The organism is Pusillibacter faecalis (genome assembly GCF_018408705.1).
Classification (GTDB): domain Bacteria; phylum Bacillota; class Clostridia; order Oscillospirales; family Oscillospiraceae; genus Oscillibacter; species Oscillibacter faecalis.
The window spans coordinates 1,175,676-1,189,395 of the sequence record NZ_AP023420.1; the positions used below are offsets into that span (position 1 = coordinate 1,175,676).

The window sequence follows — 13,720 nt, forward strand, 5'->3', positions numbered from 1 at the left end:
CTTTTTCTCAAGGGAGGATTCCTATGATTCGATTTGCAGCCCCCTCCGATCTGCCCCAGGTCCTGGAAATTTACGACGCCATTCTTACCCAGGAGGAAAGCGGAGGTCCTGTTTACACCAATTGGAGGCGTGGGAAATATCCTACCGCCGACACGGCCTGGTCGGCTCTAAAAGCCGGCACATTATATGTGGGCGAGAGCGGCAGCGCGCTGTGGGGCGTTGTGAATCTCAACGGCATCCAGCTCCCGGAATATGCCCTGATCCCCTGGACGCTGAGCGCAAACGAGGACCAGGTGGGCGTCATCCATACCCTCTGCATTCATCCGGGCCAGAGCGGTCGTGGCTATGCCCGGCAGATGGTAGCCTTCTGTGAGGAGGAAGCCCGCCGCCTGGGAAAAAACGTCATGCGGCTGGACACCTGGGAGCATAACCTCCCCGCCAACCGTCTATATCCCTCTCTGGGCTACCACTTTGCCGGGGCCGCGGAGTTTTTCTTCCAGGGGGTTATCCGCGAGATTCTGAACTGCTATGAAAAGGCCCTGTAAGCCAAGCCCCCGAATGGTTCCTGTTGGCTTGCTAACCGCTGGTTGACAGTTTGCCGCCCTCCGGTTGGTAGCATAAAACCCCAGCCCGCTCTATACTGATCCCATCCAAAAGGAGGGGTGCCGAATGACGATTGGCCAGCGCATCGCGCAGAAGAGAAAAGAACAGGGACTCTCTCAGGAAGCTCTGGGAGACCGGCTTGGCCTCAGCCGGCAGGCAATTTATAAATGGGAGTCCGACGCGGCCCTGCCGGAGATTGACAAGCTCGTCGCCCTTAGCCGGCTGTTCGGCGTGTCCGTCGGGTGGCTGCTGGGAGTGGAGGAGACGCCGGAGGTCCTGCAGGACACCGGCAGTGAGCTGACGGAAACCCAGCTGAGCATGGTGGAGGAGATCGTGAACCGCTATCTCACAGCCCGCCCAAGACCGGAAAAATCCGCCTGGGACAAGTGGTCCATCCGGATTCTCTTCGCCCTGTGCGGCGTGATGCTGGCCGCGCTCACCGGTATCAGCGGGGATGTCCGGCAGTTGGACGGCCAAGCCGCCGGCCTGCGTACCTCCATCAACGATGTAACCTCCGCTGTCAGCCGCGAAATGGACTCCCTTTCCCGCCGGGTGGAGGAAATTTTGGAGTCTCAGGACAGTCTCTTTGCTGACTCCGGCGTGGAGATCGTCCATACCAGTCTGCAAAGCAGGGATGGCGGCACTGTGATCTTCGATGCCTATGCGGTTCCCAAAACCTATGTAGAGGGCATGACGGCGGAGTTTGTGCTGGATAATGGCACCGGCGGCATCGCCATACAAGCTGGGGACTTCCGCCGTTCCACGCAGGCGTTTTCCGCGGACTCCATTGCCTGCACGCTGACCGATGAGATTGATCTTTCCATAACACTCATTGCCCCGGACGGCACCCGCCAGACCCAGCTGTTGGAGCGCTATGATGGCCTGTATACCGCAAGTCTCCCTAGTCTGAGGCTCAACAGCTTTCCCGAAAAGCTGCGGATCACGGCGGACGGCTTTACTCCGCAGGAGGCCTATGTGAGTCTGGAGAAGCTGCCCGGCCAGTACTTTGGGGCCTATGGCGACCACTTTCCCTCCGCGTCGGCGGAGGAGGTCCAGGTGGGACTTTTCCGAAACCATGCTTTGGTCGCCTGGGCAGAGCCCTGTGAAATTCCAGACGGCTTCCGAGGCTATGAGGAGGGGGATTTCCAGTTCTATCGTCTGCCGGAGGCTCCCGTGACTGCAGCGCCGGGGGACATGTTCTCCATCGCGGCCCTGGTGACAGACCAGTACGGCCGCGCCATGATATACAGCGAAGACTCCTTTACCGTGGATACCCAGAACTCTGTGATCGCCCACAGTGCCCCCGCTGATTCCGGAATGCTCTGGACAGCACCAGACCAATGGCGCCTGTCCTGATTTTGACTATTTTTGCAGTTTTTTGAACATTTTATGAACAAAAGAAGGCGGAAACCGGTTGCTTGTAAACAAATTGTGAAGCTTCCCTTCCACCTGTTGACTTTTTTGCCGCCCGCGATTATGATAGAGTCATCAAGCAGGACAGCTTGATGAACATAGCCAATTTCCCTCTCCTTTCTCTATATCAAACAGAGACGGCGGCAGCCCCCAGGGGCTGCCGCCGTCTCTGTTTTTTCTCTTCTTACCTTTCCGTCTCCCTTTCGTGGACCATCAGTGGGTTGTTAGGGTATGTCTACTTTAAATTTATTGTTTTTCGATAAATAATCATTGACAATCAATAACACTCCTGTTACAATGTAGTTCAAAAGGGAGTAACTGCCATGCCGTTTACCTGTATTTTTTCATCTGCGCCGCTAGCGATATTCGTCCCGAGTTCTTTGAGGCAGGGTACCTGTCTCCGCACCGCTGGCTCTCATGACGGTCTCCTGTACCCTGCATGCTGAATTCATGATACAGATCTAGGGGGAGATGCCTATGAAGGCAATGTCCATTCAAAAAATTGCCCGGGTTCTGCACGCACTGGTGCTGATTGCACTGATCTGCAACCTTGTGATCTTATATCTGGTCCCGGTGGCTGTGGTATCTATGGAGGCATCTGGGAGCCACGGCCTTCTGGCCGGGGTGGCGGAATATCTGGGCGATATTTTTCACCCAGGCGAGGACGATATTATAGCGGCCGGTGCCGCCGCCAGTTTTCTAGCCTGGTTCTGGTTCTGGCAGGATACTGCCAGCCTGTCGCTGACGCTGTTTCTGGTGGTCTCCGGCATCTGCACCGCTGTGATCCTCTGGCAGGGGCGGCGGGTCTTACAGACAATTCTCCGGGGCGAACCCTTTTCTATGGAAAATGCCCACAGTCTGCGGCGAGCCGCCATCTGTTCCTTCACCATTGCCCTGGCAGCACTGGCGCGGGTCGCGTTCAATCTGTGGTTCTTCCGCTCCCTGGCCCCACTTTTCACTTACAACGCCCTCTTCGTCCCGATCTTTGCCATGGCAGGGCTCCTCTGCCTGGTGATGTCCGCCCTCTTCCGCCAGGCTGCGGAGATGAAGGCGGAAAACGACCTGACCATTTGAGGTGGCGCCATGATTGTCGTCAACTTGGATGTCATGATGGCGCGCCGCAAAATGACCCTCTCTCAGCTCTCAGAGAAGGTGGATATTACTCTGGCCAATCTCTCCATCCTGAAAAATAACAAGGCCAAGGCTGTCCGTTTCTCCACCCTGGAAGCCATCTGCGCGGCCCTGGACTGTCAGCCGGGGGATATTCTGGAATTTGTTCCGGAGGCCGAGGAGCCATGAGATTTCTGAAGGGTCTGCTGGCCGCTTTGTGGCTGCTCTTCCTCCTCTTTCTGCTGACCCTGATTCTGCTGGTGCTTTTTGCCCCCGGCAGCTGGGCCGCCCGATAGTCCCATACACAGAAACATGGCTGTCCCTCTAACGCGGACAGTACAGATAGGAGAATTACCATGGAACCTATGAAAAACGCCCTCCCGCCGGAGGGCCAGGCGAAGCCTGCCCAAAATTTGCACAAGCCCTATGAAGCCGCCCCGCGCGATCGCTTCTTTCTATTATTCACCGCTGCGTTCTGTGTTCTTCTGGCGGACACTTTCCTCTGGTACGGCCCCACCGCCGGCATGACGGCTGCTGTCTTTGTCTGGTATCTTCTGGTGTTTTCCTTCCTGGGGGCCGCACCGCTGACCGTCCGCTCAAACCGCGTACTGCTGCTGTTCAATCTCTTTTTGGCTCTCACTCTGGCACTCAGCTCCAGCTGGATGTTCCGGCTGTGGAACGGTCTTGCGCTGCTGGTGCTGCTGCCAGTCCATGCCCTGGCCCTCTCCGGTGCGCCGCAGCTCCCCTGGTGGCGGCCGGCGATGCTGTGGGAACGTTTTTGTCTGCTGCTATGGGGGCTGTTCGGGAATCTGGGAGCATCCTTCGCTGCTATCTCCGCCGGAAGGTCCCAGCGGAGCGGGCGCCATACCGCCTCCTTGGTCCTGGGGCTGGCTGGCTCGGTGATTTTGGTGGCCATCCTGCTGCCGGTTCTCAGCTCCGCGGATGCGCTGTTTGCCGCAGCCACCGCCCATCTGCGGTCTCTGTTTCAGATCCGCCTCTCCACCGCCTTGTGGAAGCTGATGGTTGGCCTGGTATTGACTCCCTTTCTCTTTGGCTTCTTATACAGCCTCCGCCACCCTGTGCCGCCGAAAAGAAAGGACCGCGCCCCCTCTGCGGAGCCGCTGTCCTTCACCCTGGTCCTCTCGGCGCTGGTTCTGCTGTACGCGCTGTTCCTGGCGGTGCAGTCCGCCGGTCTCTTTGGCGGACCGGAATACTTGGCCCGACGGAACATCAGCTATGCCCAGTGGGCCCGCAGCGGCTTTTTCCAGATGGTGGGTGTGACAATCGTCAATCTGGTCGTTATGATGGCGGGGCTCACCCTTTCCCGGCGAGAGGGGCGGACCTGGAGCCTCCTGCGGGTCCTCTCGGCGCTTCTGGTCGCAGAGAGTCTGGTGCTACTTGGCTCCGCCGCCTGGCGGATGACCCTGTATGTTACCGCCTACGGCCTTTCCTTCAAACGCTGCTTAACCTACTGGGGCATGGCGATGATGGCGCTCTTTTTTCTGGCGGCACTGTGGAAAATCCGCCAACCAGAGCGCGCCTTCTGCCGCGTGGCCTTTCCGTTAGCCCTCGCGGGCTGGCTGGTGATCAACTGTGTCCCTGTGGATTTCCTGGTGGCAAAAAATCAGGTGGACCGCTTAGAGGCTGGGGCCGCCTCCATTGATGTGGAGTATCTGCTGTACGACCTCTCCTATGATACGCTCACGCAGCTGGAGCGGCTGGATGGCAATTTGATCTGCTACGACCGGAGCACCGGTGGCCAGCGACACCTGAGCGCCCTCCTCTCTCAGCGCAGGAAGGAGGCACGGAGGGAGTGCGGCGACTGGCACACCTGGTCCCTCTCTGCCTGCCTCGCCGCGCTCTCTGGCTAGGGAGCTCGCCATGAATAGCCCTGTTCCCAGACATCTGGCCGGACTCTTTCTTGCCCTACTTCTGACAGGCGCCATCTGGCCCACACCGGAGTGGCGTGCGGCCTGGTATGTAATCCGCCATCAGACGGAGCTCCAAGCTGATATGGACGCCTGTTTCCTCCAGGGCAAGAACCTCTCCTATGACGGAAGCTTTCTCTATGTGAATGATTGGCCCGGCCAGCATTCCATGGTGGAATACGTGTTCATAGAGCAGAGCGGCCGGCTCTATGGTTTCTACTACTCTCCCGACAATGTGCCGCTGGCCTTTCAAAACGCTGCTCTTCCGTTGGAGGAAACTCCTGACGGGTGGCGGTGGCGGGACGGACGCGGCAGCGGGGAAACCCGCCGGCTTGCTCCCCGCTGGTTTCTCTTTTCCGCGCCAACATAAGAACCCGGCCACCCTTTGGGCGGCCGGGTTCTTCCGTTCGCTATGAAATGGACTCCGCCATTTCCTCCACCGGATGGGTCCGCAGGTATGCAAGCCATGCCTGGCACCCCTCCTGATTCAGGTGTACACCGTCAAAATTCCAGTCTGCCCGCAAAAAACCGTCCTCATCCGCAACTGCCTCTGCCACATTGAGATAAGTCACACCATAGGTCTCTGCCAACTCCTGCAGCACTTGGTTATACACTGCAATCCGCTCATTGTTTACATAGGTGCCTTTTTCTTCTTGCCGGGCGCTGATCGGCAGAATGGACTGGAGAACGATCTGCGTCTCCGGATGATCGGCCTGCAGCCGTTCTATCAGCTTTGCACTCTGATTGCGGAAGGTATCGGTCCCGTTCCAGCCCAGCTCATTGACGCCCAGCATCACATAGATCTTGCCGCATGCGGTTTTTTCCAATGCGTCCAGCAACGGCATCCGTCCCAAAGGCGTGGATACCGACTTGCTGAATACCGACTCCACTGTAGCGCCGGTGGCGTAGAGGTATGTGCCGGTCTTGAGGCCGCTGTATAGGTGAAAGCCCTCTGTACGGGAATCCCCCAGAAATACCGCGTCATCGAAATAAGTATCTTCCACCGGCTCACGCTCCGCCGCTATGGAAGCATCCCCAGCCGGAGGAAGGGCCTCAATCACCGAGGGCTCCTGTTCAGCCTTTGGTTGGCCGGCGGGCCGCTCCTGCGGTGCCTCGTCCGGCTTCTCTGCGGCGGCAGAATGCTCAACGAACTCCATAGGTGCCTCTTGCGGTGAATCAACCGCCACACCCTGCGGGCCGCCCATCATCAGCAGCAACGTCCCGCAGGCAGCCAGCAGTGTGCCCAGCAGCTTCCATCCTGTTTTCGGTTTTTTCTTGACTCGCTTCCCAACCACGCGCTTTGAAACCCCCGTTCGTTTCTTATCTACTATTATAGACGATGGAGGTCGAAAAAAGTCGAAACAATTCGTTGAAATTTGGTAACAAAAATTATCAGATTTGCCTCATACTATCTTTTTATTCTCAGAAAGTTACACCACCCCTGTCAGTTCCAAAGCTTCCCCGGATAAACTCCCTGCGCGTGCAGCTGCCGCAGCTCCTCCGCCACGGTCTCCCGGTCCTGGCGGTACGTCATGCCAAACCACCGGTCATAGGATGGCAGCACATTCACCTCCAGCGCTCCCCGCCCCAGAAGATCCCCCACCATCACCGGCAGCAGACACTCAGCCTTCAAATCCGCACCGGCCGGACTGTGAAGGAATGCTTTAAAGTATGTCCTGGCCGCGTGAAAAATAGAGGGGGAAAAACCCCAGAAATTCATGGATACCAGCGTGTCCGGCGCCAGCGCCTGGCCTGTGGCCAGGTCCCGCAGGCTTCCGTCTGCATACAGCTGTATTTGCTTCGTCTCCCGGATGGAGCGAAGGGTTCCCTCCGCTGCCTCACATACACCGCGGGAGACCGTTCCATAAAGGCTAGCGGTATTTTTCAGGTGATATCCTACCATCACCGCCTTGCCAGTCGCCGGCAGGCGGTCCAGAGCCTTATACATGGTCCGGTAGGCGCCGCCGCCGTAGTAATCATCCGCATTGATGACACAAAAAGGCTCTTGCACCACATCTTCCGCGCACAGCAGCGCATGTACGGTTCCAAAGGGCTTCACCCGCTCCGGAGGCAATGTGTAAAATTGTGGAAGTGAGGAAAAATCCTGAAAGGCATACGCCACCTGTACAGCCCTGCCATTCTCCGCCGTCTGGCGCCGCAGCTTGGCGACGCATAGCTGCTCCATCATCGCCTCCATCTCCGGCTTGATGATAAAAACCACCTTGTTGAACCCTGCCTGCAAAGCGTCGTAAACGGCATACTCCATCAGGATTTCCCCATGGGGGCCAATACCGTCCACCTGCTTGCTCCCGCCGTAGCGAGACCCCAGCCCCGCTGCCATGATCACCAATGAAGCACTCATGTAGTCCTTCTCCCGCTTTTGTATTTACGCATGCTTGCGCAACCCAAGATTTCTGTCTATACCATACCGCACTTTCCTGTTTTTTGCAACCGCTGTTGACTTTTTTTCAATTCCCTGTATAATACAAAAATGATTCTCATTTTCGATTTAGAGGAGAGACTGTTTGATGCCCTATGTGACAAAGCAATACCAGGCGGTTCTCCAGTGCGTCCAGTCCCGGGGCGCTGATGCCTTCACCGCTGCGGAATTGACAGAGGACCTGCGGCACACGGGCCACCCGGTGGGCCTTGCCACGGTGTACCGTCAGCTGGAAAAGCTGGAGGCTGCCGGCATGGTTCACAAGGTCCCCACAGAGGAGGGTGCGCTGTACCAGTGCTGCCCCCACCCTCAGCCGGACCACGGCTGCATCTTGCTGCGATGTGAAGCCTGCGGCCGTATTACGCATTTAGAGTGCATCCAGATGGAAGCTCTCTGCCGCCACCTGGAGACAGCCCACCACTTTTGCATGGACCCCCGCCGGACCATTCTGACGGGGCGGTGCCAGCACTGCGCACAGGAGGATGCCTATGGAACCCCATGAACTGATTGTCTGCCGGGACGTCTCCCTGGGCTATGAGGGGCAGACTGTGCTCTCCCATCTGAACCTCACCATCCGGGACGGTGATTACCTCTGCATTGTGGGCGATAACGGCTCTGGAAAGTCCACCCTGCTGCGGGGGCTTTTGGGGCTGCTTGCACCCCAGTCCGGGGAAATTCTGCGGGCACCGGAGCTGGAGCGAGGAGCCGTGGGCTATCTTCCCCAGCAGACCCGGGCCCAGCGGGACTTTCCCGCCACCGTGCTGGAGGTGGCTCTCTCAGGGTGCCTCAACCAGAAGGGCTCCCGCTTTTTCTATACCCGCGCCCAGAAGTCTCAGGCCCTGATGAACCTGGGAAAGCTAGGTGTTCTTGAGTGGAAGGACAAGAGCTACCGGGAGCTCTCCGGCGGGCAGCAGCAGCGGGTATTGCTGGCCCGGGCACTGTGCGCCGCCGGGCGGCTGCTGATCCTGGACGAGCCCATCACGGGCCTGGACCCAGCCGCCGCCCAGGACCTCTACAAAACCCTTTCCTATCTCAACACCAAGGAGGGCATGGCCATTGTCATGGTGACACACGATCTGGGACCAGCCCTGCGCAGCGCCCGGTCGGTGCTTCACATCGGTCAGCGGGGGACATTCCTAGGCCCAGTGGCTGACTATCTCGCCTCCCCTCAGGGGCGACGCTTCCGGGAGGTGGGCCCATGAATCTTTTGGAGATGTTCTCTTGGCCCTTCATGCAGCGGGCGCTGATTGCCGGTGTTCTGGTGAGTCTGTGCGCCGCGCTGCTGGGCGTATCCCTAGTTCTCAAACGGTACTCCATGATCGGAGACGGTCTCTCCCACGTGTCCTTCGGCGCGCTGGCAATTGCCGTGGCCTTAGGAGTGACACCGCTGTACTTCTCCATCCCCGTGGTGATCCTCGCGGCCTTTTTTCTGCTGCGGGCCGCGGACAACCCCCATCGCAACAACGACGCCGCCATCGCCGCCATGAGCGCTGCCTCCCTTGCCATCGGCATCCTGGTGATCTCCCGGACCTCCGGCATGACGACGGATGTGGATAGCTATATGTTCGGCAGCGTCCTGGCTATGAGCTGGGGAGACGTGGCGCTCTCGGCGGCGCTGTGCGCGGCGGTGCTGGCGCTGTTTGTCCTCTTCTATCACCGGATTTTCGCCATCACCTTTGATGAGAATTTCTCCCGGGCCACCGGGCTGCGGGTGGGTCGCTACAATACGCTGCTGGCGATTTTGACAGCTCTCACCATTGTGCTGGGCATGCGGATGATGGGCGCGATGCTGATCTCGTCCCTCATCATCTTTCCAGCCCTGACCGCCATGCGGCTCTTCCGCAGTTTTCGGGGCGTGATTCTCTCCGCCGCTGTCACGTCCGTGGTGTGCTTCTGCGCAGGTCTCACCATCTCCTTCGTCTACTCCACTCCTGTGGGCGCCACGGTGGTGGCGGCGAATTTGGCGCTGTTTCTCGCGGCCTGTGTCCTCCGCCTGCTGCGGCGCTGAGGGAATGCTTTTGATGGAAAGGATGACGTGTATGGATCACCCGGTCATGAAACTGCGGGACCACCCCGCTCTGGCGGAGCAGGCCGCGAGCTGGTTTCACAGCAAGTGGGGCGTCCCCCGGGAGGCCTATTTGCAAAGCATCCAGGCCTGTCTCCGGGGCGGCGCCCCGATTCCCCAATGGTATGTACTGCTAGAGGGAGACCGGATCATCGCTGGTGCCGGGGTGATTGAACATGATTTCCACCTCCGAAAGGACCTCTCCCCCAATGTCTGCGCCCTTTATGTAGAGGAGCCCTGGCGGAACCGGGGGCTGGCTGGCAGACTTTTGAACCTCATCTGCGAGGATGTTGCCGCGCTTGGCGTGGAGACGCTCTATCTCGTCACAGAGCACACCGCGTTCTATGAGCGCTATGGCTGGGAATTTTTCTGTCTCGCACAGGAGGAGAATTCCCCGTCCTGGCTGCGTCTCTATCGCCGCACCACCGCTTCCCCCTTGCAATGACAGATGGTTTGTGATAAATTATCCAAGTTGTATCTCTGAAATCAGGGCGAATCCTTCTGCACGGCCAGAAGAACTTTTTCAGCGGCGGACTTTCGCCATGATGGTCCGGCCAAAACGTACGCTTTGGTCGGAATCCTGATTTCATGCTGCTTCAGGGCAAATACCTTGCCCTTTCGCCAAGGCTTTTTCAAAACACTTGGACGCGCCACTCAGCGCGAGGGTCGATGATGGCCCGCATTTTGATTCATTTGGAGGGCATTCCATGTCTACCTTGCAAGAAGAAATTTCCCGGCGGCGGACCTTCGCCATCATCTCCCATCCCGACGCCGGCAAGACCACCCTGACGGAAAAATTTCTGCTCTACGGCGGAGCCATCGCCCAGGCCGGTGAGGTCAAGGGCAAGCGGGCCAAGGCCGCCACCTCCGACTGGATGGAAATTGAAAAACAGCGCGGCATCTCTGTCACCTCCTCCGTCATGCAGTTCCAGCATGGGGGCTTCTGCATCAACATTCTGGACACTCCCGGCCACCAGGACTTTTCCGAGGACACCTATCGCACCCTTATGGCGGCGGACAGCGCGGTGATGGTGATTGACGGTGCCAAGGGTGTGGAGCCCCAGACCCGCAAGCTCTTCAAGGTCTGCGCCCTGCGCCACATCCCCATCTTCACCTTCATCAACAAGATGGACCGGGAGACCCGGGACCCGCTGGAGCTGTGCGAGGAGGTGGAGAGGGAGCTGGGTATCGACACCTATGCCGTCAATTGGCCCATCGGCTGCGGCAAGGAGTTCCAGGGCGTCTATGACCGGGAAAAGGGCCGCATTCTTTTTTTTGAGGCGGAGGGCCGGGGCCGGAAGGCCTCTGTCACGGAGGTGGCACTGGAGGACCCGGCGCTGGAGGAGCTGATCGGTGCCAGCAAGGCTGCTGCCCTGCGGGAGGAGGTGGAGCTCCTGGGGGCCGGCCGGGAGTTTGACCTGGAGGCCGTTCGAAGCGGCACCCTCTCCCCGGTGTTCTTTGGCAGCGCCCTCACGAACTTCGGCGTGGAGCCCTTTTTGGAGGAATTCCTCCGGATGACCACCGCCCCCCTGCCCCGCATCAGCGATCAGGGGGAGGTAGACGTGTTCTCTCCGGACTTCTCCGCCTTTGTCTTTAAAATTCAGGCCAACATGAACAAGGCTCACCGGGACCGGCTGGCCTTCATGCGCATCTGTTCCGGCAAGTTTCAGCGGGAGACGGAGTACTTCCACGTCCAGAGCGGAAAAAAGCTGCGGCTGAGCCAACCTCAGCAGATGATGGCCGCAGAGCGGGAGATCGTGGAGGAGGCCTACGCCGGGGACATCATCGGCGTGTTCGACCCGGGCCTCTTCGCCATCGGGGACACCATCACCGTGCCGGGGAAGAAGTTCCGCTACTCCGGCATTCCTACCTTTGAGCCGGAGCACTTTATGCGGGTCGCTCCCAAGGACACCATGAAGCGCAAACAATTTATCAAGGGCACGGAACAAATCGCCCAGGAGGGCGCCATCCAGATCTTCAAGGTCCCCGGCGCCGGATTGGAGGAAGTGATTGTCGGTGTGGTGGGCACGCTGCAATTCGACGTCTTTGAGTACCGGATGAAGAATGAGTACGGTGTGGACCTCTATATGACGGGTCTGCCTTACGACCACCTGCGGCTCATCACCGCCTGCCCCTGCAAGCCGGAGGATCTGGTTTTATGTACCGGCTCCGCCATTTTGGAGGATTTCCGGAGCCGTCTGCTGGTGGCCTTTGGCGGCGAGTGGTCTGTGGGCTTTCTCACCAAACACAACCCAGGTCTGGAGCTGGCTGACTCGCTCTCTGTCTAATTGTATCAAAAGGTTCTGTCTTTGAGACGCCGCCTTCCCCTGGCCGGGAAGGCGGCTTGTCTTTTTCAAGCGGCATTGCGGTATTATTTTATTTTTAGTACTTGACATTACATAGTACTAGGTGTAGGATAGTCATCAAAGGGGAGATGTTATGAATGCGCAGTTCAAAAAAGGCGTTCTGGAACTGATTGTCCTGGAATCCGTGCGCAAGCGGGATATGTACGGCTATGAACTGGTGGCTGAGGTCTCCAAGGTGGTGGACGTGAATGAGGGTACCATCTACCCCCTCCTCAAGCGTCTGACCAATGAGCACTATTTTGAGACCTATCTCCGGGAGTCCACCGAAGGCCCGTCCCGCAAATACTACCATCTGACAGCTGCGGGGATTTTATACCGGGACGCTCTGGAGACAGAGTGGGACCTGTTTCAACAGCAGGTCAATCGTTTTCTAAAGGAGCAGAGAGCATGAAAAATAAGGAGTCGTTTTTGAAGGAGCTGCAAAACGGCCTGGCGGTTCTGGCAGAGTCCGAGCAGCAGGACATTCTGGCAGAGTATGCCCAGCATATTGACATGCGGATCGCTGGGGGACTCACCGAGGAGGAGGCCATCCAGGACTTTGGCGACATCCATCAGTTGACAGCAGAGATTTTGGCGGCCTATCATGTAAATCCAGCCTACAGCAGGGCACCCGGAAAGCTTCTGGACCCGCGTCCCGCTCTCAGCCGCGCCTGGTCTCACACCGGAAATTTTTTTCGGAGGCTGGGACACGGACTTGCCGTATTCTTCTCCAGGGCGGGCCGGGCGATTGCCGCTTTTCCCCACCGCCTTGCAGCGCGGTTCCGCATCCTCTTCCGGAGGCCAAACGTCATGCAACAAGAAAGTGAGGAATGTATTGTGCAGATCACCGAAGAATCCCGCCCCTTATCTAGCAGGAAGCAGCGAGCCGGTACGGCTTTCGGCGGGTTTTTCCACAGTGCCGGAAACGGTATCGTCCGCCTGTGCCGTTTTTTGGCCTGGCTGCTGTGGAACTTCGCACTGGCACTGTGCGCGCTCCCCTTTTTGGGCGCGGGCCTTGCCGCATTGCTTTTATTCGGCGTGCTGATGGTCTGGCTGGTCCAGGGGCTTCCACTGACCGGCGCAGTGCTGGGGTGTGTGGGAATCACTGCCTTTTGCGCTGGAGTTCTGGGCCTTGGCAGCGGTCTGATCTGGCACCGGCACAGACCTGCCTCAGCACAGGCAGACACCGTCCCGCCCCAGGTGCTGTCTACCATGCGGGAGGAATTGGAGAAGGAGGAGAACCCCGATGAGAAATAAGCGTACCTTTCGGTGGACCTGCCTGGGACTGCTATGCGGCGGTCTGCTGCTGACAGGCATTGGCGTTGGGGTGCAGCTGGTGGAGGCGTCCTCCCTCTCTTATGGAGGCGTACAGCTGGTGGAGGGCGCTCCACAGAGCAGTCATATTGTGGTAGAGCTTGGGGATACGACAGGCCCCATCTCCATTTTCAGCCATGACGGCGAGTTTTCCAGCCAGCTCCGCGCGCTGGGACGGATTGAGGTCCGGGACACCGTCACCCCTGGAACTGTAGAGTTGGACCTCCGCTATGAGGGCGCCAATATGACTCCTGGCTACTGGACGGACGATTGGACGGACGATTCCGGTTCTAACGGTCGGGACATCTGCCTCTACTGGCAAAGCCGGAGTGATCTGGCCCTGCTTCTGGCCTGTAAGGACCAGTTGCTGGCAGACCTGAAAAGCGGCCGAGTCAGCGACTATACCTGCTGGCAGCTCACCGAGGCTGTGGTATCGGTCCATCCCGACGACGCGCAGCGGGTACATCTGGGGTAAACGCGTGTGAAACAAACCAGCGGTTTG

At 58.5% G+C, this 13,720-nt stretch carries 16 protein-coding genes; 14 read left to right on the plus strand and 2 right to left on the minus strand.

What is annotated here, in order from left to right; translation table 11 throughout:
- The first annotated feature begins 23 nt into the window (after nucleotides 1–23).
- The 6 genes from KJS55_RS06050 (at nucleotide 24) to KJS55_RS06075 (ending at nucleotide 5,424) form a co-directional block, all read left to right on the plus strand.
- Complete coding sequence (locus KJS55_RS06050; protein WP_187027915.1) at nucleotides 24–545, plus strand: GNAT family N-acetyltransferase; 522 nt, start codon at nucleotides 24–26, stop codon at nucleotides 543–545.
- A gap of 124 nt (nucleotides 546–669) precedes the next feature.
- Nucleotides 670–1,959, plus strand: a complete 1,290-nt coding sequence (locus tag KJS55_RS06055) for a helix-turn-helix domain-containing protein (RefSeq protein WP_213542919.1) — start codon at nucleotides 670–672, stop codon at nucleotides 1,957–1,959.
- Nucleotides 1,960–2,493: 534 nt separating this feature from the next.
- Nucleotides 2,494–3,090 carry a DUF2975 domain-containing protein gene (locus KJS55_RS06060; protein ID WP_213542920.1) on the plus strand — a complete coding sequence of 199 codons (597 nt, stop codon included), beginning with the start codon at nucleotides 2,494–2,496 and terminating at the stop codon, nucleotides 3,088–3,090.
- 9 nt (nucleotides 3,091–3,099) lie between these two features.
- Nucleotides 3,100–3,315 carry a helix-turn-helix domain-containing protein gene (locus KJS55_RS06065; RefSeq protein WP_187027912.1) on the plus strand — a complete coding sequence of 72 codons (216 nt, stop codon included), beginning with the start codon at nucleotides 3,100–3,102 and terminating at the stop codon, nucleotides 3,313–3,315.
- Nucleotides 3,316–3,482: 167 nt separating this feature from the next.
- Entirely contained in the window at nucleotides 3,483–4,997 is a 1,515-nt protein-coding gene (locus tag KJS55_RS06070; RefSeq protein WP_213542921.1) for a DUF4153 domain-containing protein, read from the plus strand.
- A 10-nt stretch (nucleotides 4,998–5,007) separates the two neighbouring features.
- The gene (locus KJS55_RS06075) at nucleotides 5,008–5,424 is read left to right on the plus strand and encodes a hypothetical protein (protein WP_213542922.1); all 417 of its coding nucleotides are present in this window, start codon (nucleotides 5,008–5,010) and stop codon (nucleotides 5,422–5,424) included.
- Between the two features lie 40 nt (nucleotides 5,425–5,464).
- Here the strand turns inward: KJS55_RS06075 and KJS55_RS06080 are convergent, their stop codons facing one another.
- Nucleotides 5,465–6,349 carry a GDSL-type esterase/lipase family protein gene (locus tag KJS55_RS06080; RefSeq protein WP_213542923.1) on the minus strand — a complete coding sequence of 295 codons (885 nt, stop codon included), beginning with the start codon at nucleotides 6,347–6,349 and terminating at the stop codon, nucleotides 5,465–5,467.
- Between the two features lie 149 nt (nucleotides 6,350–6,498).
- Complete coding sequence (locus tag KJS55_RS06085; RefSeq protein WP_213542924.1) at nucleotides 6,499–7,416, minus strand: nucleotidyltransferase family protein; 918 nt, start codon at nucleotides 7,414–7,416, stop codon at nucleotides 6,499–6,501.
- Nucleotides 7,417–7,582: 166 nt separating this feature from the next.
- On the opposite strand from KJS55_RS06085, the gene KJS55_RS06090 reads away from it, so the two are divergent.
- From KJS55_RS06090 to KJS55_RS06125, 8 genes are all read left to right on the plus strand, one after another.
- A complete protein-coding gene (locus tag KJS55_RS06090; protein WP_187027907.1) occupies nucleotides 7,583–7,996 on the plus strand; it encodes a Fur family transcriptional regulator in 414 nt (137 codons plus the stop codon).
- Complete coding sequence (locus KJS55_RS06095) at nucleotides 7,983–8,696, plus strand: metal ABC transporter ATP-binding protein (RefSeq protein ID WP_187027906.1); 714 nt, start codon at nucleotides 7,983–7,985, stop codon at nucleotides 8,694–8,696. The genes KJS55_RS06090 and KJS55_RS06095 overlap by 14 nt, the downstream gene beginning before the upstream one ends.
- On the plus strand, nucleotides 8,693–9,502 hold the full coding sequence (locus KJS55_RS06100; RefSeq protein WP_187027905.1) for a metal ABC transporter permease: 810 nt from the start codon (nucleotides 8,693–8,695) through the stop codon (nucleotides 9,500–9,502). The genes KJS55_RS06095 and KJS55_RS06100 overlap by 4 nt, the downstream gene beginning before the upstream one ends.
- A 31-nt stretch (nucleotides 9,503–9,533) precedes the next feature.
- A complete protein-coding gene (locus tag KJS55_RS06105) occupies nucleotides 9,534–10,004 on the plus strand; it encodes a GNAT family N-acetyltransferase (RefSeq protein WP_187027904.1) in 471 nt (156 codons plus the stop codon).
- Between the two features lie 262 nt (nucleotides 10,005–10,266).
- Nucleotides 10,267–11,847 (plus strand): peptide chain release factor 3, encoded by a 1,581-nt coding sequence (locus KJS55_RS06110; protein WP_213542925.1) that lies wholly within the window; start codon nucleotides 10,267–10,269, stop codon nucleotides 11,845–11,847.
- A 151-nt stretch (nucleotides 11,848–11,998) separates the two neighbouring features.
- The gene (locus KJS55_RS06115; protein WP_187027902.1) at nucleotides 11,999–12,316 is read left to right on the plus strand and encodes a PadR family transcriptional regulator; all 318 of its coding nucleotides are present in this window, start codon (nucleotides 11,999–12,001) and stop codon (nucleotides 12,314–12,316) included.
- Nucleotides 12,313–13,161, plus strand: coding sequence for a DUF1700 domain-containing protein (locus tag KJS55_RS06120; protein WP_213542926.1), 849 nt, complete (start codon nucleotides 12,313–12,315; stop codon nucleotides 13,159–13,161). Before KJS55_RS06115 ends, KJS55_RS06120 begins: the two co-directional genes overlap by 4 nt.
- Nucleotides 13,151–13,693: a hypothetical protein gene (locus KJS55_RS06125; RefSeq protein WP_187027900.1), complete on the plus strand. Its 543-nt coding sequence runs from the start codon at nucleotides 13,151–13,153 to the stop codon at nucleotides 13,691–13,693. Before KJS55_RS06120 ends, KJS55_RS06125 begins: the two co-directional genes overlap by 11 nt.
- Nucleotides 13,694–13,720: the final 27 nt, after the last annotated feature.

Bases quoted from the DNA above. Each gene is read 5' to 3' on its own strand.
- KJS55_RS06065 (WP_187027912.1), top strand. From the start codon at position 3,100: ATGATTGTCGTCAACTTGGATGTCATGATGGCGCGCCGCAAAATGACC.
- KJS55_RS06070 (WP_213542921.1), top strand. From the start codon at position 3,483: ATGGAACCTATGAAAAACGCCCTCCCGCCGGAGGGCCAGGCGAAGCCT.
- KJS55_RS06115 (WP_187027902.1), top strand. From the start codon at position 11,999: ATGAATGCGCAGTTCAAAAAAGGCGTTCTGGAACTGATTGTCCTGGAA.
- KJS55_RS06075 (WP_213542922.1), top strand. From the start codon at position 5,008: ATGAATAGCCCTGTTCCCAGACATCTGGCCGGACTCTTTCTTGCCCTA.
- KJS55_RS06095 (WP_187027906.1), top strand. From the start codon at position 7,983: ATGGAACCCCATGAACTGATTGTCTGCCGGGACGTCTCCCTGGGCTAT.
- KJS55_RS06050 (WP_187027915.1), top strand. From the start codon at position 24: ATGATTCGATTTGCAGCCCCCTCCGATCTGCCCCAGGTCCTGGAAATT.
- KJS55_RS06055 (WP_213542919.1), top strand. From the start codon at position 670: ATGACGATTGGCCAGCGCATCGCGCAGAAGAGAAAAGAACAGGGACTC.
- KJS55_RS06085 (WP_213542924.1), bottom strand. From the start codon at position 7,416: ATGAGTGCTTCATTGGTGATCATGGCAGCGGGGCTGGGGTCTCGCTAC.
- KJS55_RS06090 (WP_187027907.1), top strand. From the start codon at position 7,583: ATGCCCTATGTGACAAAGCAATACCAGGCGGTTCTCCAGTGCGTCCAG.
- KJS55_RS06060 (WP_213542920.1), top strand. From the start codon at position 2,494: ATGAAGGCAATGTCCATTCAAAAAATTGCCCGGGTTCTGCACGCACTG.
- KJS55_RS06100 (WP_187027905.1), top strand. From the start codon at position 8,693: ATGAATCTTTTGGAGATGTTCTCTTGGCCCTTCATGCAGCGGGCGCTG.
- KJS55_RS06110 (WP_213542925.1), top strand. From the start codon at position 10,267: ATGTCTACCTTGCAAGAAGAAATTTCCCGGCGGCGGACCTTCGCCATC.
- KJS55_RS06120 (WP_213542926.1), top strand. From the start codon at position 12,313: ATGAAAAATAAGGAGTCGTTTTTGAAGGAGCTGCAAAACGGCCTGGCG.
- KJS55_RS06125 (WP_187027900.1), top strand. From the start codon at position 13,151: ATGAGAAATAAGCGTACCTTTCGGTGGACCTGCCTGGGACTGCTATGC.
- KJS55_RS06105 (WP_187027904.1), top strand. From the start codon at position 9,534: ATGGATCACCCGGTCATGAAACTGCGGGACCACCCCGCTCTGGCGGAG.